Source organism: Sphingobacterium sp. UBA6320, assembly GCF_002440335.1.
Lineage (GTDB): Bacteria > Bacteroidota > Bacteroidia > Sphingobacteriales > Sphingobacteriaceae > Sphingobacterium.
Window position 1 is genome coordinate 274,368 of sequence record NZ_DJTA01000022.1, and the last position, 20,925, is coordinate 295,292.

16 protein-coding genes are annotated in these 20,925 nt (G+C 37.7%); 4 read left to right on the forward strand and 12 right to left on the reverse strand.

The annotated features are described in order from the left end of the window. Positions 1-29: 29 nt before the first annotated feature. The 6 genes from ppk1 to B3P23_RS14900 all read right to left on the reverse strand — a co-directional run bounded on the left by ppk1 (position 30) and on the right by B3P23_RS14900 (position 10,990). Complete coding sequence (gene ppk1 / locus B3P23_RS14875; RefSeq protein WP_293927543.1) at positions 30-2,099, reverse strand: polyphosphate kinase 1; 2,070 nt, start codon at positions 2,097-2,099, stop codon at positions 30-32. 130 nt (positions 2,100-2,229) lie between these two features. Further along, entirely contained in the window at positions 2,230-8,166 is a 5,937-nt protein-coding gene (locus B3P23_RS14880) for an alpha-2-macroglobulin family protein (protein ID WP_293927545.1), read from the reverse strand. Positions 8,167-8,390: 224 nt separating this feature from the next. Beyond that, the gene (locus tag B3P23_RS14885) at positions 8,391-8,768 is read right to left on the reverse strand and encodes a hypothetical protein (RefSeq protein ID WP_045756134.1); all 378 of its coding nucleotides are present in this window, start codon (positions 8,766-8,768) and stop codon (positions 8,391-8,393) included. A gap of 14 nt (positions 8,769-8,782) precedes the next feature. Continuing rightward, positions 8,783-9,361, reverse strand: a complete 579-nt coding sequence (locus tag B3P23_RS14890) for a DJ-1/PfpI family protein (protein ID WP_045756135.1) — start codon at positions 9,359-9,361, stop codon at positions 8,783-8,785. Positions 9,362-9,434: 73 nt separating this feature from the next. Next, on the reverse strand, positions 9,435-9,998 hold the full coding sequence (locus B3P23_RS14895; RefSeq protein ID WP_045756136.1) for an NADPH-dependent FMN reductase: 564 nt from the start codon (positions 9,996-9,998) through the stop codon (positions 9,435-9,437). Positions 9,999-10,084: 86 nt separating this feature from the next. Then, the gene (locus B3P23_RS14900; RefSeq protein WP_293927548.1) at positions 10,085-10,990 is read right to left on the reverse strand and encodes a 1-aminocyclopropane-1-carboxylate deaminase/D-cysteine desulfhydrase; all 906 of its coding nucleotides are present in this window, start codon (positions 10,988-10,990) and stop codon (positions 10,085-10,087) included. 55 nt (positions 10,991-11,045) lie between these two features. Here B3P23_RS14900 and B3P23_RS14905 point away from each other — a divergent pair, with 55 nt between their 5' ends. Both B3P23_RS14905 and B3P23_RS14910 read left to right on the forward strand, forming a co-directional pair. After that, a complete protein-coding gene (locus B3P23_RS14905; protein ID WP_094772498.1) occupies positions 11,046-12,089 on the forward strand; it encodes an RluA family pseudouridine synthase in 1,044 nt (347 codons plus the stop codon). A 17-nt stretch (positions 12,090-12,106) separates the two neighbouring features. Further along, positions 12,107-12,964, forward strand: coding sequence for an aminotransferase class IV (locus B3P23_RS14910; RefSeq protein ID WP_045752983.1), 858 nt, complete (start codon positions 12,107-12,109; stop codon positions 12,962-12,964). A gap of 141 nt (positions 12,965-13,105) precedes the next feature. Here B3P23_RS14910 and B3P23_RS14915 read toward each other — a convergent pair whose 3' ends face one another. The 4 genes from B3P23_RS14915 to B3P23_RS14930 all read right to left on the reverse strand — a co-directional run bounded on the left by B3P23_RS14915 (position 13,106) and on the right by B3P23_RS14930 (position 17,326). Then, positions 13,106-14,533 carry an amino acid permease gene (locus tag B3P23_RS14915; protein ID WP_045752982.1) on the reverse strand — a complete coding sequence of 476 codons (1,428 nt, stop codon included), beginning with the start codon at positions 14,531-14,533 and terminating at the stop codon, positions 13,106-13,108. 285 nt (positions 14,534-14,818) lie between these two features. After that, complete coding sequence (locus tag B3P23_RS14920; RefSeq protein ID WP_248753255.1) at positions 14,819-14,980, reverse strand: FeoB-associated Cys-rich membrane protein; 162 nt, start codon at positions 14,978-14,980, stop codon at positions 14,819-14,821. A gap of 6 nt (positions 14,981-14,986) precedes the next feature. Next, positions 14,987-17,086 (reverse strand): ferrous iron transport protein B, encoded by a 2,100-nt coding sequence (feoB, locus tag B3P23_RS14925; protein WP_293927554.1) that lies wholly within the window; start codon positions 17,084-17,086, stop codon positions 14,987-14,989. Further along, the gene (locus B3P23_RS14930; protein ID WP_045752980.1) at positions 17,087-17,326 is read right to left on the reverse strand and encodes a FeoA family protein; all 240 of its coding nucleotides are present in this window, start codon (positions 17,324-17,326) and stop codon (positions 17,087-17,089) included. Positions 17,327-17,432: 106 nt separating this feature from the next. Between B3P23_RS14930 and B3P23_RS14935 the strand changes: the two genes are divergently transcribed. Then, on the forward strand, positions 17,433-17,909 hold the full coding sequence (locus B3P23_RS14935; protein WP_045752979.1) for a MarR family winged helix-turn-helix transcriptional regulator: 477 nt from the start codon (positions 17,433-17,435) through the stop codon (positions 17,907-17,909). Here B3P23_RS14935 and B3P23_RS14940 read toward each other — a convergent pair. Both B3P23_RS14940 and B3P23_RS14945 read right to left on the reverse strand, forming a co-directional pair. Continuing rightward, entirely contained in the window at positions 17,906-18,727 is an 822-nt protein-coding gene (locus B3P23_RS14940; RefSeq protein WP_260948930.1) for a ZIP family metal transporter, read from the reverse strand. The two genes, B3P23_RS14935 and B3P23_RS14940, sit on opposite strands and share 4 nt — an antisense overlap. After that, entirely contained in the window at positions 18,724-19,308 is a 585-nt protein-coding gene (locus tag B3P23_RS14945; protein ID WP_045752977.1) for a phosphatase PAP2 family protein, read from the reverse strand. The genes B3P23_RS14940 and B3P23_RS14945 overlap by 4 nt, the downstream gene beginning before the upstream one ends. A gap of 205 nt (positions 19,309-19,513) precedes the next feature. On the opposite strand from B3P23_RS14945, the gene glmM reads away from it, so the two are divergent. Beyond that, positions 19,514-20,896 carry a phosphoglucosamine mutase gene (gene glmM, locus B3P23_RS14950; protein ID WP_045752976.1) on the forward strand — a complete coding sequence of 461 codons (1,383 nt, stop codon included), beginning with the start codon at positions 19,514-19,516 and terminating at the stop codon, positions 20,894-20,896. Positions 20,897-20,925 lie beyond the last annotated feature (29 nt).

Consider the following 20,925-nt stretch of genomic DNA (forward strand, 5'->3'; position numbering starts at 1 on the left):
GGTCAGCAAATATAAGCTGACCTTTTTTTTTATACTTCATCTGTTTTTTTTCTCAGATAGTTATAGATTTCAATTTGTGAACGACAAGGTTCCTTGTCATTTGTAACGTATCGGTTGTTCAGTTCATTGTTTAAAATACGGGCCTTTACATTATCACGCAGCTGGATCTGCAACATATCTTTGATTTCATCCCTGATTTTTTTACTGCTGATTTTGACGGCTGCTTCTATGCGGTGATCCAAATTTCTAGTCATCCAATCTGCCGAAGAGATATAGGTCACTTCTTTGCCCGCGGCATAGAAATACATGACCCGAGCATGCTCTAAAAATTCGTCAACAATACTGATCGCGTTGATTGGTTTTTTAAATTTTGTCTGATTGGTTGCGCAGTAAATCCCTCGTACGATCAGATCAATCTGTACCCCAGCTTCTGCAGCATCGTATAATTTTTTGATCAGAATACGGTCGCTGAGCGAATTTACTTTTAAGATGATACGTGCTTTTCGTCCCGCTTTCACTTCCTCGATTTCTTTATCGATATAGTGAATGATTCCATTGCGCATATCTGTCGGACAGATGAGCAGGCTATTGCAATTTTTAATGACCTCAGCGGGATTGCTTTTTGGTTTTTTTAGGAAATGAAAGACTTTGTTAATATCTGCCATGACGCTTCTATTGCTGGTCAGTAAACAGTAATCGCCATAGAGCTTGGCTGTCTTTTCATTGATGTTGCCCGTACTTACAAAACCATATTGAATGGTTTTGGCACCTACTCTCTTTTTAATGATACAGAGTTTGGCATGTACCTTTTTATTAGGAACACCTGTTAAAACTCGAATACCTTCAAGTTCTAGTTTTTCTTTCCAATACAGATTGTTCTCTTCGTCAAACCGTGCTTGAAGTTCAAGCATAACGGTGACGTCTTTACCATTTCTAGCGGCATTGATCAGTGCGTTGACGATTTTACTATTGGAGGCAAGTCGATAGGCAGTGATTTGAATGGTCTTGACATCTGGATCCATTGCTGCCTCGCGAAGTAGATCGATCACGGGGCGGAAAGTATGGTATGGAAACGAAAGCAAGATATCTTTTTTGATGATAATATCTGTAATCCGCTGTGTTTTGTTCAGTTGAGGATGTGTAAATCCAGGATTTGTAATGGGCAGGTTGGGTTGCTTAAAAACATTTGGAAAGTCCATAAAATGTTTGAAATTATGAATTTTCTGACCCGGTATAATATTATCTTTTTTTGTTAACTGTAATTTCTTGATTAAAAATTCCACCAGCTTTGGATCCATTTCTTTATCAAAAATAAAGCGGGTCGTTTTACCTTTTCTCCTATTTTTGATGCCTTTGGATATTTTTTCAGCCAGTGTGGTATTGATATCATTGTCTAGGTCAAACTCTGCATCTTTAGTGATTTTAAAGACATGTGCATGAAATTCATCGAATCCAAAATAAGAAAAGATATAGGGAAGATTGAATTTGATGATATCCTCTAATAAGATAATATGTTTTTCCTTTGCCGATGCAGGTAGGATTACAAAACGCCCGTTCAAGGTCGTCGGGATTTCGATAATTGCAAATTTTGTTTCATATTCCCATTCTCGTTTGCGCATGGAGATACCCAGATAAAGACTTTTATCTCGAAGATAGGGCATAGGGCGGCTATCATCCAGCAATAATGGGATGACGTTAGATTCGACTTCTTCCGAGTAAAAGTTACGAACAAATTCTTCCTGTTTGAGGTTGAGTTGGCTGGCATCTTTGATGTAAACATGCTGTTGTGCCATTTCTTTTTGTATCAACGCCCAAAAATTATCAAATTTTTTCTGCTGTTTAATGACAATGGTATTGACCTCATCGAGTATGATCTGTGGATCTTCAAAAAAGGAGGTGTTCGCTTCCTTGTCTTTGATATCGATTGCGCGTTTTAAGCCCGGTATGCGTACTCTAAAAAATTCGTCCAGGTTATTGGAAAAGATTCCTAAGAATTTGATTTTCGAAGGTAGAGGGACTGTTTCATCAGCAGCTTCTTGTAGCACTCTGCTATTAAAACTTAACCAGCTTACATCTCTAGGAATGAATTTTCTTGCCATATTTTTTTAATACTTCTTTTTATTCGATTAGCCTCAAATGTAAATTTACTTAATTAATGTAGTATTTTAATAGTATTAAATAATTGTTAAATCTACGTGTAGTAACAACTCTTTAATACTATTAATGGGTCTATTGATCTGTTATACGGACCTGAATTCCCGTTGAATGGGATGACATTTCTGGTGCATATAGATTTTGGATACTAGTGATTCCATTTGAAAATATACCCGCATTATTTGCTCTCAATTCGTATTCAAATACATAGCTTCCCTGTGGTAAATAGTCGATAAAGAAATTCGTTGCGGCATCTTTTGTGCTTTCATAATAACCAAAACCTTGTTTGTATTGATAGGTTGACGTGACATTGGTGGGTTCAAATCCGGATGCGCGCATATCTTTTAGATGGATGAATGACAGACTTCTATCAGTCTTTATCGTAATACGTACTTTGACAATATCTCCCAGTTGAATGGGTGTTGCAGCTGTTATGGGTACGAGTACTTCTTTCAACTGTACAATTTTCTTGAGATATAAATCTTTTTGTAAGTTAATGGTGGAAGAGGCGGACTGTATCTGATCTAATTGCTCAAAATACTGATAATATAAACCTCCCAGTGCAATACCTGGACTTGTTTTTGAAATCTCTACGTGACCAAGTGCTGGTTTAATTTCTTTTTTCAGCCAACTTTCTTTTATATAACCAGAACCAATCTGTTTTGATATCTGAATGTTATCTAATGGCTTTCCTGCTACTTTTATCGTCATTGCTTCTGGAGCATCTAACCAGTTTTCACCATAGTTGATTAAGGCATCAACAGCGGCAACCGTCGCTTTGGTTGAATTCCAGTGACGTACTTGCTTATTTTTGATCAGCCAGATCTTCATGTTTTCAATGGCTTTTTTATCTTGGCTTACTTCGTCAAACGCTTGTATCAATTGGGATTGTGTCTCGATTGGTGCTTCGTACCAAGACCAGCCGGCCTGATTTTGATTCCAGTACATGCCTTTTTCGACTGATTCAACAGATTTTTGTTGCAATTGTTTGATGACCAGTGCAGCGGATTCTTTTAAGTTGTAGCGATTTAAAATTAGGGCTACTTTGGCTTGTGTAGCTATACTATAGTTAAGCTTGTCCTTATCGATCTCCTTTATAAAATAGGCAATAGCTGCTTCCAATGGTGCATTTTTCTCCACAGCAGGAGAGCTGCTTCTGACCAGTAGATATTCGATACCTTGATCAATACTCGGTTTCAGCTTATTGTCTTGCTGGTAACGAGACCAATGATATAAAATCTCATTGTCTAAAAATGCGATGCCTTTTGTCATAATCGGTTTAACAGTATTTGTTAAATCAAATTCGGCAATGATTCCTTTGGCATGCAATTTATTGATCCCATTAAGAATATAGGTCGAGATGTGGAAACTTTCATTGCCTCCGGGGTACCATGAAAAACCACCGCGTGCTGACTGTAAGGCCGCCAGTTTGGCTATATCGGTAGTCAAGGTGTTTTTAAGCGTATTTTGATCAAACAGAAGCGCAATATTCTTCATGGTTTCTTCTTCATTAATTGCTTCTTGTAACCAAGGTGTTTCTTGGATCAGGATCGCTTTCAATTCTTCATTGATGCGTAATTTTGATTGCAGCTGCTGCTGATCTTTCCATCGGTCAAACACAAGCTTTATTTTTGGATGCTGATTGACCAGATGAGCAGAAAATGAGTTGAGATAGAATTTACTAAAAATAGATTCCGATGATTCATATGGGTATTCATTGACATAGGGTAGAGCAAATAAGGCATGGTAGATCGGATTGCTCGTTAACTCCAATGTATAGCGATAGGGTTGGGCTGTGGTCGAAGTATGTTGTAAATTTTTCATTTCAAATGACTTCGACTGCCCTTCTCTGACAGCTATAGGAAGTGTTTCTGTAACCAGCATGCTGTTTTTTAAAACCGGAATAGTCGACTCTTCACCATCAGAGAAATTACCGCCTTGTGCCACGATACGATAGGTGATTGCTTCCATATTTTTAGGAACCGTTATTTCCCAACTGGTACGCTCACTTCCTTTGGCGGTGACCATGATTTGTTTTACAGGTATTTTCGCCGTTAATGGAGTCATCGTCATGGCATCAAACAGTTCTAGGGTAACGGATGTTTTTAAATCATGTGTAGATAAGTTATTGACTTGAGCTTTGATTGTTATCTGATCGGCTTCTCTGAAGAATCGGGGCATATTGGGTACGATCATCAGATCTTTTTGTGTTTCGACAAAATCTGTATAGGTGCCGATAGCCAGTTCTTTACTGTGCGCGATTGCCATAAACTTCCAACGGGTTAAACTTTCTGGAGAATCAAAGCTGAATGCAGCATGCCCATCTTTATCTGTGCGAAGTTGAGGTAAGAAAAATACAGTCTCCTGTAGATTTTTACGGATCTGAATTGGGTTTTCGTCTTTATTTGTATCGATCTGCTGTTGACCGCCTGCTGCTACTACCACTACTTCTTCCAGCAAAGGAGATGCTGCATCCGATTGGTCGGCACTCTGTGTGATGGCCTTATCGGCAAGCATTTTAGCTTCTGGCACGATGCCCATTGCTTTGTTAGATAATGCTCCTCTGATCATAATCGATCCTGTAGAGGACATGCGTCTGGTACGGCTAAAATCATCGTTATTGATATTGAATCCAAAATTCTTAAATCGATCGTAATCCAATGCCGTACTAAAATTAAACTCTGCAAAATTTTGGATTGCAGTACTTCTACTCAGATTATTGTAATACGACCAACCTCGATAGGATGGATAAGAATAGGGGTTAAGATAAAATGAAAAATCATTGCTTGTCACATCTTTAAGCTTATCCAGGGATGCATCGTACATATTGACCAATAGTTCCGAAGCAATCTGCTCGCCTTTTTTTCCTTTAATGACCAATTCCCAAGTCTCTTTTTGTCCGGGATAGAGTTTGTTTCTAAAGGTCTTTGTTTCAATGACAAGCGCAGGGATATCTTGCTTTACAGGCAATATAACAGTTTTGCTGAAGAGCTGACCATTTTTAAGTCCTGTGAAATTTAAGATCAAGCTATTCTTATTTGTTTTAGGGATCTTAATTTGAAAACTTGTTTTCGTTTTTGAAATGACTTTAAAGTCTATTTGTTCATCTTCGGAAGAAGTCATGTTCAGCTGCAGGAAATCAAAATCCGTCTTGAGCGTTATTTTAGCCAGATCTGAGCTTTGATAATTCGGCTTATCAGCTGCAACCATCAACGGAGATTTTTCATCTGACTGCAGGTTATCGTTGGTGATTTCCATAAAACGTTCACTGCGGATCGTATCTTCAGCAACAATTGAAATTGCCTCCAATTTATATTTACCGACTAGATCAGTCTGATTAGGAAGTTTGATCTTATTGGATCTTGCGAGATCAAACTCCGTTTCATAAACAACGGTATAGCTGTCTTCCTTTTTATATTCGCTACCATAGGGTTCATATGGAAATTTTGCTAGAAATTCGTTCTCAGGTATACTATTGTAGTAACTAAAATCATGCGTGATATAAAATGATGGCGACACGATAAGACGTGGGTTTTCTATTCTTTTTTTCAGCATAAATTTACCTGATGCTGGAACTTTTTGTCCAGATAGATTAAGTGCAGTGATGGTGATCGAATCCAGAGCACGAGCATCACTTTGCTCAGGACCATCTATCAAAAGTGTAAAGGGAATATTTCCAATCGTTAGGCTGGTTGTACTTTCGTTGGTTTCACCATTAGCATCCATAATGGAAGCTTCGATATGGAAGGATTGTGTATATCTCAACTTACTGTCAAACTCTTCGGGTATCTCACTTTTAAAATTAATCTTAAAGTTTCCTTCATTATCCGTTTTTATGGTATCGACTTGGATGATCTCACTCAGCGTACGGTTTATTATTCGATCGTAGACATCATAAGGTCTCATTCTATTTTCTACTTTGTTGATGGAATAAGCAACAGTAGCATTGGATACTGCAACTCCGCTAAAAGTTTTCGCCTTTCCTGTGATGGATATGGAGTCGCCCAATGATTTTTTATCTTTAAACTCGTCAAAAGTTACTTCAAATTTTGGACGTTTGTACTCCTCCACGCTGAAGTTATAGTTTTGATTGATCCCATCGCCTGTAATTCGGATATCATATTGACCGGTGATATTGCCTGTGTTTAGGACAAAGGAACCTGCTACTGAACCAAATTCATTGGTAACCAGTGTCTTTTCGTCAACACGTTGATTGTTGGTGTCGTAAAGTCCTACGATGATGCGTTTGTCTGGTGTAGTGGCGTATTTCGTCTTGTCGTAATTCTTGTATACAATCGTTTTGAAATAGACAATCTGACCAGGTCTATAGATGGATCGGTCGGTGAATACTTTTGCATCGTAACGGGTCTCTTCATGGTCCTTCACTGTCGGATAATAATACGAATTGAAAGGAATGAACACCGGTTCATCATTAATTCTTAAAAATAAATTTCTATTTTGGTTTTTATTGTTAAAAATACCATTCTTGTCTGTGCTTTCAGCTACTTGTAGATCAAATTTATCTTGACGTAGGTTGTAAAATTTCAAAGAGGCATTTGCTTGCTGTGCACCTGTCTCGCGATCCACGATCAGTACAACTTGATCCTCTTGCAGCATTGCATACTTACTGTAATTTAACTTTAAGTAACCGTAGCAGTCCTGTGCATTATAGCCCTTTTCTAGTGGAGAAGAGGCGTAGACAATGGTATAAGTACCTGCTTCTAGTGCTGGAAGCAGCAAAGTTGTTTCGTGACCTACCTGATCTTTAAAATCTTTGACTTCAAAAATGCCTTCTTTTACGGTGATATTATGCTGGATGAAGGTGTTGATATTGTCCCACAGTGTACTGTCATTAGCTCGACGTATGTCCGACTGAAATTGATCTAAAATATTTTTTGGACGTATTATTTTATAGTAGATTTTATTGGTGTTCTGGTGTGTGACCTTCATCAAAGCTTCTTTATTTGCGGTAGTAGTTGCTTTAGATTCGAGTGTGATAACGGGTTTAAAGATGTTTTGACGAATCGAGGTGAGGTAATCTTTTGTGCTTACACTGTCGGCAAGAGGTAAGTATGTTTCTATCTTTTTTAATAAGATATCGATATGTTGCTGCTGATTGACTGCGACGGTATTTGCCTTATTTTTGTAGATTTTGATGTTATCTACGATCATGATTTCTTTAAGTGCCGTATGCTTATAGGTTGCGATCCAATTTTCTAAAACCTGTACTCTAGAAGAATCTTGGGTGTTTTTCCTCCGTAATAATTGGTATTTATTGAATAGATAAGCATCCGTATTTTTACCTTCATGGATGTTGACTAGATCTTGGTATAAGCTATCCACTTTTTGGGTATTGCGATCTGCTTTATTACGAGATAAAGAAATTTGGTAGGGTTGATTTTCTTGCAGTAGATCAATATAATCGTAGACAGCAATGTCATATAGCGTCGGTAGGTAAGAGGGATTTGGCGACTCAATGAGTTTGATCCATTTACCTTTAGGCTCCTGCAAGAGCATGTCTTTTTCTATTAGGGCATTTTTATACAAAGATTTGATCTTCTCTTCAAATTGTTTACTTGTCCAAAAAGTAAAATCTTCTTTAGTACCGCCTTGTACTTCCGTACGTTGATTGATGCTGTAATAATTAGTGATAAAATAATCGTTATAATTACGAGCTTGTTGAATGGTTAAAATAGCTTGCGCAGTTTTATTCTTAAGCTGTTTAATTTTGAGATCAAATTCTTGAATGACTTTTAACTTGATATCCGAATCATCTGAGGTTTGTATGTTTACCTTTTGGCGATATAAAAAAGCTTTTACTTGCTCATCATACCAATCTTTTTTCACAGCCTCGGCTTCGATTTTAGTCAGGATAGGGGATATTTCTTTCCAAAATTGATTGTCAGCTAAACTATCTATCTGCTTCCAGAGTAGTGATAGATTATGTTTCTTTTGTGCGTCTGCGTGTGATATGCACAATAATGTGAGGATGAAAAGGAGTATTTTTCTCATGATAAAGCCTATAGAAAATAAAAAAAGAGAATACGATCTGTATTCTCTTTAAACTTAGATAAATTTACTTGGATATACAATACAATTGCATGGATATCAATACCAGTAATTTTGGATGAAATAGTGCTCGTCGATATTTCACGATCCGATCTGCGTGTGAGGCATCTCATGAGCTGTTTAGTTTCTTTCTGAGGATTACTCAATTTAAATCCTCATGTTGTTTGTTATTTATTTGTTCCTGATTTTTTGGAGATCTGAATGGCTTGAAACTGCTTTCCATCATAGTGTGGAGCCTCTACCGTAAGGGAAGTAGGATAGGGGGCGTTTTTATCAAAAAAGTAAGCCGTTGTGGAACTTCCATAATCGTTTACAGGGAGCAGATCAATACATGCCTGATAGTCTGCTTGCGCTGGATTACCGACTGAAATCGCATATATGCGAATGATGCCACCTTTATTTTGCTCATTTCTGACAAATGCCACTTCCTTAAAATCACCAGGAAGATCTTCAATACTTTTTTGTGTAAAGGAATCCTTGAGCATAAATGCTAAGATTGCTAGAATGGGTATGATGATTAACCATACCCTTTTATTTTTTTTCATTAAACAGAATGTAGTTATAGTGATATGGTAATTCCTAATAGTTTGTAAAACTCCTTTAGGATAGCTTGGTGACCTGGCCACGCTGGTGAAGTAACCAAATTGCCATCAACGATGGCTTGATCTGCAGGGATATTTTTCCATGTTCCTCCTGCCAGTTCAATATCTGGTCCTACTGCGACGTAGGCTGTCAGTGTACGACCTTGAAGTACTTTGGCTGCTGTCAATACTTGGATACCGTGACAGATCGCAGCTACTGGCTTATTGTGGTCAAAGAAATATTTCGTTATTTCTAAGACGCGTTTGTTTAAACGGATATACTCTGCCGAACGACCGCCCGCGATATAAAGACCATCATATTCTTCCAATTGTATCCCATCAAAATCTTTATTGATTGCAAAATTGTGTCCACGCAACTCTTTATAGGTTTGATCTCCTGTAAAATCATGGACAGCAGTAGGTACTACATCACCTTTTTTGCGATCTGGCGCAACGGCATCGACATGAATACCCACTGCACCCATCGCCTGAAAAGGAACCATCGCTTCGTAGTCTTCTACGAAATCACCGACAAGTAATAATATTTTCTTTGCCATAAATTTATATTTTAATACTTCCAAGATACAAAAAAAGTCACAGATGACTATGACTTTTTCTGTTAAGTTTTGATTAATCTAAAGAAGCTGCTTTCTCTTTAAGCGCACGTTTGGTCGCTCGTACTTTAGCCTCCAATTTGCTTCTATACTCGATATTGGTCACGCCTTTACCGGCCTCAAAATTACTTCCAAAATGAGGTAATGAAAAGGAGTCTAGTACTTCTGCGCCATCCCATGCAATTCTATTAACCGCTGTGGTCAGGACAGTAGATCCACCCATCGGCCCAGGACTGGTAGCCAGTAAAAAAACAGGCTTGCCATTGAATGTTTTGCGATCTGAAATGCGTGAAACCCAATCAATGATATTTTTATAGCCCACATTATAGGATCCATTATATTCTGCTATTGATATGAGCAAGAAATCGGCTTCATCGATTTTAGCAGCAAAATCAAGTGCTAACTGCGGAATCCCAGATTCGATTTCCCTATCGATCGAATATAAGGGCATCTCGTAATCATTTAAATCTAAAATATCGATGACATCGTCTACTTCTTTGTAGTATTTGGAAACTGAAGTAACAAATGTTTTGTTAATGGAATTTCTGCTATTACTAGCAGCAAATGCTAATATTTTCATGCTATAGTTAAATTTTGATGTTCAAACGTACAGTATTATTTTTATGATTTTGTCAAATCAATGTTGAAACGTTTAAAATGATGTATTTATTGACCTAGATCAAGATTAAAGCGTTCGTACATCCCTAAGAAACCGGTCAGACCTCCCGTGTGGATGACCAGTATGCGGTCATCTGTTTTAAAATAATCTTGTGCGATTAAATCATCGAGAGCAAAGAAAAGTTTACCGGTATACGTAGGTTCAATCATGATACCTGTACGCGAGACAAAGTGTTCAACAAATTGGATCAGCTGCGGTTTGGTTTTTGCATATCCTCCAAAATGATAATCGGTATGTAAGGTTACGGGAGAGGCGTGGGGATGTATTTTTTGAATTTCATCTTGAATAAAATCTCCTCCTTTCAAAACTGGAATGCCATGCACCTGTGTTGGCAAGCCTGCTGTGGATACGGCATGTTGAATGCCTGCAATTGTTGTTCCTGTTCCGCAGGCACAGAAGATATGATCGTAGGTGTCCTGTAGGGAAGATACAATTTCTTCACATCCCTGTGAACCAAGGGGACCATGTCCACCTTCGTCAATGAAATAAGCTTGGGGATCTTGATGGAAATGTGTCTCGAAAAGTGCGGATTTGTGTTTATAATCGGAGCGATCGGTATAGATGAGCTCCATCCCGAATAATCTGCACATGGCAAGGACGGGATTATTTATTCCAATATCGGCACGTAAGAAAGCTGTTGTTTTGAAACCAAAGGTGGCACCTGCACAAGCTGTTGCCAAAATATGATTAGACCATGCACCTCCAAAGGTGACCAAATGATTTTTATTTTGTGCTAATGCAGCCTGAATATTGAACTTTAATTTTCGCCATTTATTACCAGATATAAAGGGATGAATCAGATCATCGCGCTTTATGCTGACCTCTATAGACTTTTTTTGCCAGTCTGGAAGGCTTATTTTCTGCTCGGGGCTATAAAAATTAAAAGATATCATACACTATTATGTACAAAGTTAGTAGATTTTGTATGAATTAGGTTATTTTTGTACGATGGCTGAAAATTTAGAGTTACAAGAGCAAGATGATCAAGAGTTATTTGAGCATTTGCGTATAGAGGTAGATAAAGGACAAGCGTTACTGCGCATCGATAAATTTCTGATGAATAGAGTAGAGAATGCATCTCGAAATAAAATTCAGGCTGCTATTGAAGCGGAGTCCGTATTAGTAAACGAAAAGCCTGTAAAGGCAAGTTATAAAGTGAGACCGCTTGATGTCATCACTGTAGTCTTGCCAGATCCCCCAAGGGATACCGAAGTTTATCCAGAAGATATTCCTTTGGATATTATTCATGAAGATAATGATGTTTTGATTGTCAATAAAGAGTCGGGTATGGTCGTTCATCCTGGTTTTAATAATTATACTGGAACATTGGTCAATGCTTTAACGCATCATATTCAACAATTACCACAGTTGCCCGGCAATTCGGATCGTCCAGGCTTAGTGCATCGGATCGATAAAGATACTTCAGGATTATTGGTGATCGCTAAGAACGAAAAATCAATGACGCACCTAGCGAAACAATTTTTTGATCACAGCATCACCCGAAAATATATCGCGTTGGTCTGGGGAGATATTAAAGAAGATGGTACTATAACGGGCTATATCGGACGTCATCAAAAAGATAGACGTATCATGGCAATGTATGATAACGAAGCCAACGGACGCTGGTCGGTGACTCATTATCGGGTGCTGGAACGTTTGGGATATGTGACGTTGATCGAATGTCAATTGGAGACTGGAAGAACACACCAGATCCGTGCACACATGCAGTCGATTGGACATCCTTTATTTAACGATGCTATGTATGGAGGTGACAAGATTATTAAAGGAACAGTCTTTACAAAATATAAGCAGTTTGTAGAAAATTGTTTTAAAATATTACCTCGTCAAGCTCTTCATGCACAGGTAATTGGATTTGTGCATCCAAGTACGAAAGAAAATGTTAAATTTGAAGTACCATTGCCAGAAGATTTTCGTTTAGGATTAGAGAAATGGCGCAATTATGCAGCTTTATCAAAACCAACTGAGGAATAATAATACGTATACTTACGATGCCAACAACATATATCAATTTTAACGGTAACATAGTACCAGAAGAACAAGAAATTTTCTCTATCGAAAATAGAGCAGCACGTTATGGCGATGGCTTGTTTGAAACGATGCTGTTTAAAGATGGTGAAATTAGGTTCTTAAACTTTCATGTGGAAAGATTACAAAAAGGAATGACGGCTTTGCATCTTGAAGATGCCAATCTGTTTGATGAATTTTTCTTTCGCTCAAAAGTTGAAGAACTGATACGTAAAAATAATATGGTCGGTCAGCTCGTTCGTATCCGCTTGACCGTGTTTCGGAATGGTGGTGGTTTATACAGTCCCACTACGAATAAACCTTCCTATGTCTTTCAAGTGTCCAGACCTGAGCCCAATCTAAAGGATAAAAAGGTAGGCTTGATCGTCGATTTATATACGGAATATAAAAAACCATTTAGTGATTTATCGAAAATTAAATCCCTAAATTCTCAGATTTATGTTTTAGCTGGTATCCACAAGAAAAAGATGGGTTTTGACGATGTGCTGTTGTTGAACCAAGAAGGATTTCTTTGTGAAGCGCTGAGTTCAAATATATTTGTACATTATGAGAAGACGCTCTATACGCCTGCTCTATCTGAAGGATGTATTGAAGGGGTGATGAGACGTGTTGTGATCGATATGGCGATAGATGAGGGGATAGAAGTGGTAGAGGCTCAAATAAGTCCACAGATCATGAAGGAAGCTGAAGAGATTTTCTTGACGAATGCTGTTCAAGGTGTACAGTGGGTAATGGGATATAAGCAAAAAAGATATTTTAATAAGATATCCAGAATATTGCAAAATAAATTGCAAAGCTGGAATTATAATGATGCGGAATAGCAGTATATAATAGCTGTTTTTTAAACAATTAAGCTCCTAAAATAATCTATATTTTAGGAGCTTAATTGTTTTATGGATCTAAAGGTATGGCTATTTTATTTATCGTGCTCGCATCTATTGGCGGCGATAGATCACAATAGACTATTTTTTAGATTTATTTCTCTTGACCAAGAGGTAAGAGAAATAGAGAAGGACCATCCAGATGGGGATCAATTCTACCGGAACTTTCATCCCTGTGATCCACATAATAAAAAGCACTGCGATTAAAAACAGGATGCAGATGTAATTGCTAAGGGGATATAGAAAGGATGGAAATTTGGTCTTGATGCTTCGCTGTATTTTATCTTTCTTAAAGTAAAAATGCGTGATGGTAATCATCACCCAATTGATAATTAATGAGGATACTACTAATGACATTAAAATTTCCAGAGCATCTTGCGGCATGATTTTATTGATCACCACGCAGATGGCGGCAAATAATGCTGAAACAAGGATCGCATTGACAGGAACATGATTTTTACTTAACTTATTTAGAAACTTTGGCGCATTTCCCTGACTTGCTAAACCATAAAGCATTCTACTATTGCTGTAAACACTGCTGTTATAGACAGATAAAGCAGCCGTTAATACAATTAAATTCAATACATTGGCTATTAAACTTGTTGCATACACCGTTTTTCCAAATATGGAAAATTGAAAACTTTTTAACGAGTCAAATACGGTCACAAAGGGGCTTGTGTCGGCAGTGATCTGTTGCCATGGCGATAGTGCAAATAAGATAATCAGGGCTCCGACATAAAAGATCAAAATCCTGTAGATCACCTGATTGGTTGCTTTTGGAATATTCTTCTCTGGATTTTCAGCCTCTGCAGCGGTTATACCGACTAATTCTAGACCTCCAAATGAAAACATGATCAACGCTATTGCTGCCAGTAGTCCTTCATAGGTACCTTCACTATTTTGAGATAGCCATCCTTTTGGAAAAAAGCCACCATCATTATACAAGTTGCTGATCGACGATTGTGGGCTTCCTGTACCACTGATCAGTAGGTAAGATCCGAATACGATCATCGCAATGATGGCAATGACTTTGACGATGGAAAACCAAAATTCGGCTTCTCCGTACACCTTGACAGAAGCGAGGTTGAGCGCATTAATAATAAAGAAGAAGAATAGGCTAGAAGTCCAGAGTGGTATTTCGGGCCACCAAAATTGGATATATACACCTATAGCGGTCAATTCAGCCATGCTGACCAATATATACAGTACCCAATAATTCCAGCCAGAAGCATATCCAGCAAATGATCCCAGATATTTATTGGCGAAAAAGCTAAAACTTCCAGAGACAGGTTCTTCAACAACCATTTCACCAAGTTGACGCATAATGAAAAATGCGATAATACCTGCTAATGCATAACCTAAGATGACAGAAGGACCGGCTAGTATAGCAGCCTTACCAATACCTAAGAATAGTCCCGTTCCAATTGCACCGCCTAAGGCGATCAGTTGAATGTGTCGATTTTGGAGACCTCTTTTTAATTCGTTATTTTCTTTTGGAGTTTGATCCACGTATTTGTTTTTTTATAAAGTGAATATACGGGCTAATTTTTAGATAAGCTAATATAGTATTTATCTAGAAATAATAAGACATGAAGTGTGTATGTTGACACGTGATCAGATGAATTATAGCCTATTATTATTCAAAATTGATGATGTACCGATCTAAAAGTAGGGTTGTTAGGGAAACCATATGGAATGCAAAAACCGTTGACATCTGATATGAACAACGGTTTTTGTTGATTGACAAATATCTTATTGCAAGGTGTAAAACCCAGGCAATATTGACGTTATGAATTATTTTTTTTCTTGAACATCGGGTTGCTTCATATCGCAACCACAACCTTTTCCACAGCTTTTCTTACCACTAAATGAAGCACGCATGGATTTTGAAAAATAGATTACTGCCGCAATAATAATTGCTCCAACGATGATATATTGAATAATTAAATTTGTCATAATATATTATTTTAATGCCTGATAGGCGATCAAAGCTGCGATATAAGCCAAGCCTGTCATAAAACCCAGTTGTATCAAGGTCCATTTCCATGATGCGGTTTCTTTTTTTACAATTGCAATTGTACTCATACATTGCATGGCGAAAGCGTAAAATAGTAACAGGGAAACTCCTGATGCAAGATTATATGCCGGTAGGCCTGTATTTCTGTTTACCTCAGCTCGCATTTTACTTAATATGGTTCTTTTAGAAGCGTCGTCTTCAATATCTGCATCATCGCCAATACTATACACTGTAGCCATGGTCCCAACAAACACCTCACGTGCTGCAAATGACGATATCAGACCAATTCCCATTTTCCAATCATAACCCAATGGTTCTACAATAGGCTCAATTACCATGCCTAGATAACCTAAATAGGAGTGTTCTACTTTGTAAGAGGAGATTTCATGATCGAGGTCTTCATCGGATAGGTTAGGGTTATTTTGCGTGACGATCTCTTCTGCATTTTTAAATTTGTCGCCAGGCCCAAAACTTCCGAGCGCCCATAAGATGACTGAAATGGCTAAAATAATTTTACCGGCACCAAAAACAAAACTGGATGATTTGTCCCAAACGTTTAAGAACAGATTCTTCCAATCCGGGAATTTATAGGTCGGCAATTCAAAAATCAAAAATGACTTATGTTTTGTTTTAATGATTTTATTGAGCAACCATGCTGATCCCAATGCAGCTAAAATACCTAAGATATAAAGCGCAAAAAGAATCATTCCCTGAATATTAAAACCTAAAAATTTGGTGTCAGGGATCACTAATCCAATGATCACGATATAGATCGGTAGTCGTGCAGAACAGGTCATAAACGGCGTCACAAGCATCGTTACCAAGCGTTCTTTGCTGTTTTCAATATTACGTGCAGACATCACTGCTGGCACAGCACAGGCAACACCTGAAATCAAAGGGATGACAGATTTTCCGTTTAGTCCAAAAGGTCTCAACCAACGATCCATCAAGAATACGACACGGCTCATATAACCTGTTTCTTCCATTAGGGAGATAAAGATGTAGAGGATGACGATCTGAGGAACAAAAATAACAATCCCACCAATACCCTTAATAATACCATTGGACAGCAAATCAGGAAGAGGTCCTGCAGGCAATGTGCTCTGTACATATGCCGCCAAATCCGCAAATTGAGTATCAATGAAATCCATCGCTGGACCCGACCAGTTATAGATCCCCTGGAAGATCAAAAATAGGACTCCAAAGAAAATCAGGTAGCCCAAAACCGGGTGTAGGAGAATTTTGTCAATACCATTGGTTACGCTTTTTGAATCTAGATCTTTTAAAACGATGGTACTTAAAGCCTGTTCCAGATTTTTGTTTCGCTGTACAGATTCTTGTTTTTGAAGTACTTGTGGACTGACGTTGTGATTTTTTCTAATATTTGCTAATGCTGCATTTTTTTCATCCGAGAGAAACTCTACATTGCCTTTGGCTAAATATTGCCATGTGCTGTATTCGTTTTCCAGTGGAAATAGCTTTTTTGCTTCGTCTACCGCTAAAGTGTATTCGGTAGGGATATCAAAATTGCCAATATATAATGGGGGTACAGCATCAAAAGCAGCGATCAGTTTGTCAATCCCTGCGCCGGTTCGCGCATTGGTCTGAAAAACCTTAGTTTTTAACAATAGTTCCAGTTTAGCAATATCAATCTGAATTCCTTTGGCCTTTGCCTCATCGATCATGTTGATGACGAAGATGGCAGGTAGGCCCAGTTCTCGTGCTTGTTGATAAAGTATGATCGATCTTTTTAAATTGGAAGGTTCTCCAACGACAACGATTAAATTTGGCTTTAATTTGTTGTTTTGATCGACAAGAATATTAAAGACTACCTCTTCATCCAACGAGTTTGGAAATAAAGTGTAGGTACCCGGTAAATCAATGATTTTATATGTTTTGTTGTTCGCAGTTAATGAGCCTTCGCGTTTTTCAACAGTAATACCAGGATAGTTTCCAACTTTCTGATTGAGTTTTGTAATACGATTAAACAGGGATGTTTTACCCACATTTGGATTCCCCAAAAGTGCAATAATAGGATTGTTCATTTATTTTGGATCGATAATGATTACCTTGGCTTCAGATTTTCTGATAGCAATCAATGAGTTACTAGCAATTATGTTTAGACACATTGGACCATTTAATGGGGCAATATGTTTGACTTCAATTTCGGTCCCAGGGAGGAATCCCATTTCATAAAACTTAGCGGGAATGTCATTCGAATTCAAATCAACTATGATCGCTCTTTGTCCCTTTTTTAGCTTGTCTAAACTAGATTTATCGCGCATTATTTCTGTGAATATGTAATTTTCAAATATAAGAATTTAATCTGATTTAGAATGATTCTAATATAATTCTTATACATTTATGATAAATATGTGATATATTTAAAATATGAAAATTGATGAAGCCATACAAGTGAATAAATTTAGTACGGAGTGGCAACGCGCCACTGTTAACCTATTGTACACAAGTAACTGGGTAACTGCGCTTTTAGAGAAGCGGGCGGAACAGAAGCAAATTACATTACGTCAATTCAACGTCTTACGGATATTACGAGGGCAATTTCCGACTCCTGTTACTAATAATTTGATAAAATCAAGGATGTTGACCAATACGCCTGATATATCCAGATTGATAGATCGATTGGTTATTAAAGGATTGGTCGATCGCTGTAAGTCCAATGCCGATAAGCGTGCTGTCAATCTGTTGATCACAGAGGCTGGGCTCAACGTTTTGGAAGAATTGGAACAAGATATGCTCTTGAATGATATATTGCCTAATCATCTTTCAGAATCGGAATGTCTCCAATTGAACGAACTTTTAGATAAATTTAGAGGAAGCCCAGATCCTGAAATAAAAAATATTTAATGATGATGATCATCATGATCATGACTGTGATCATGATCATGATTTATTTCTTGTGGATGATCGCCAGAAGAATGACTGTGGTCATGTCCATCAAATAGAAAATTCATCAGTGCTATTGCAACTCCAACAAAAACAGCGATCATTTTCTTCTTATTGAATTTATGGTGATCTGCAGATCCCGATTCAAATAATATCGTTGTTGATATATGTAAAAATATACCAATGACGACAGCCATGATTTTATCAAAATACTGTTGAATATTGCCAATTTCTCCTGTACTGATCGCTTTGCTGAAGGAGAAACCCAGTGGGGTCATCGCCGCAAAAACAATTAAAAGTGTCGTAATACTCCTTTTGGAAAGATGTGTGCTGATGAGCAAACTCCCCAATGCGAATGCTGCTGGAATATGGTGGATCGCGATACCAAAAACCAACTCTGTTTGATGGGTCGCCGCCAATGGCATACCTTCTAAAAAGGCATGTAGACATAAACTGATCATAATGCCCATGGGGAAAGCATGATGATGTCCTTCTTCATGATGCAGATGGCCATGCTCGATACCTTGAGAAAACTGCTCTAAGATGAGTTGAAACAAAAAACCACCTAAGACATATATCCCTAATATTTCTGCATCCGTAGTACGTGTCTGATATACATGAGGTATCAGGTGCAAAACGGTGATTGCAAATAGATATGCACCACTAAAGGATAGTATTAATTTAAGTAAATTCGTATTATTTCTTTTGACAAAGAAGACCGCCAAACCACTCGCTAATGCGGAGAAAAATAGAATACTGACTAAGATGATTGCGCTCATTTGGCTATTACAGGATTAAAGAATTCTGGTTTTATTTTTTTAAAGATATATCCCATTGCTAAACCGATCAATATCCCTAAAATGGCTCCACATAAAATATCAAATGGATAGTGAACACCCACATAAATCTGCGATATGGAAATTAATGTCGCCCATGTGATACATAACCACATCGCATGTTTCCATTTTCTTCTGAATAATACGATCCAGAAAAATGCTAGAGCAAAATGATTGGTCGCATGTGAAGACGTGAAACTAAAACCTGAACCACATCTCACCCGAATATTGACCTCTTGTTTAAATACAATATCATTGCATGGTCTTACGCGCTTAATTGATTTTTTAATCAAATGGGATGATACTGCATCCGATGCTCCAAATGTAGCCAATGTCATGACGACAATCAGGATACCTGTCTTACCGTAGGTCTTGATGAAGAAAATAACCAAAAACAAGTATAAAGGTGCCCAAGTATATGGATTTCTTAAAATAGGAAGTAGCCAATCGAAAATCGGATTACTTAATCCTTGATTGATGGCTAAAAAAATTTCTTGATCTATATGTACTATTTGGTCAATCATGTTGATGTATTAAAATTGAAATTATTTTGATAACAGTTCGTCGCGATCTGAATCCAAATGTATAAATAATTTCAATTTGATGCCGATATATATGTAAAAGAAACAATGTTGCAACAAAAGTAGTATAATTATTTTACAAAAGGAAACGCTTTATTATAAATATTAGGACTATTGTTTTATTTTTACAGAATAAACGTAATTTAACATGACTTTAATTAAATCAATATCTGGTATTAGAGGTACCATTGGTGGTCGTTCTGGAGAAGGGTTGACACCTATCGATATCGTGAAATTCACCGCAGCATATGGTAAAATCATCGTGAATCAAACTGGGATCAACAAAATTGTTGTCGGTCGTGATGCACGAGTTTCTGGTGAAATGGTCAGTAATTTGGTTATCGGTACCTTACAGAGTATTGGTGTAGATGTGATCGATTTGGGTCTTTCGACAACTCCGACAGTAGAGATTGCTGTTCCTAAAGAAAATGCAGGAGGAGGAATCATCTTAACGGCTTCCCATAATCCTGGTCAGTGGAATGCTTTAAAACTGTTAAATGCAAAAGGAGAATTTATCAATGATGCAGAAGGTAAGGAAGTATTGGCTTTAGGTGAAAGCTTAGACTTTGATTTTGCAGGATTTGAAGAGCTTGGTCAAGTGACTAAAGATAACAGCTATATGCAAAAACATATTGATGATGTATTAGCATTGGATTTGGTCGATGCGGAGGCTGTGAAAAACGCACATTTTAAAATTGCGGTAGATGCTGTTAATAGTACAGGTGGACTGTTTATCCCAGCTTTGTTAGAAGCGCTGGGTGTGGAGACTATCTATAAAATACATTGTGAGCCTGATGGAAAATTTCAGCATAATCCAGAGCCATTGAAAGAAAATCTGACGGATCTTTCTAAAGCGGTATTGGAAAATGGTGCCGATCTGGGTATTGCTGTGGATCCAGACGTAGATCGTTTGGTATTTATGATGGAAGACGGTGATTTATTTGGAGAAGAATACACGTTGGTAGCTGTCTCAGACTATATTTTACAACATACAAAAGGAAATACAGTTTCTAATTTATCTTCAACAAGAGCGTTGCGTGATGTCACTGTGAAACATGGTGGGCAATATTTTGCTGCTGCTGTTGGTGAGGTAAATGTCGTGACTAAGATGAAAGAAGTACATGCTGTGATTGGTGGAGAGGGCAACGGTGGTGTGATCTATCCTGCATCGCACTATGGCCGCGATTCGCTAGTAGGTGTAGCGATCTTTTTAACGCACTTAGCAAAATTGGGCAAAAAAGTATCTGAATACCGAGCAGAATTACCACAGTATTTCATGTCGAAAAATAAGATTACATTAACTCCTGAATTGGATATTGATGGTCTTTTGGCGAAAATGGAAGAAAAATATAAGCATGAAGAGCACTCTACGATTGATGGATTAAAAATAGATTTTGAGAACGAGTGGGTGCATTTGCGTAAATCCAATACAGAGCCGATCATACGTATCTATTCTGAAGGCCCAACAGCAGAGGCTGCAGAATCGATCGCTCAAAAAATCATAGCGGAGATCGAAGAAATCATTAAATAAAGTAATTTACACTAAAAGCAGAGAGCCTT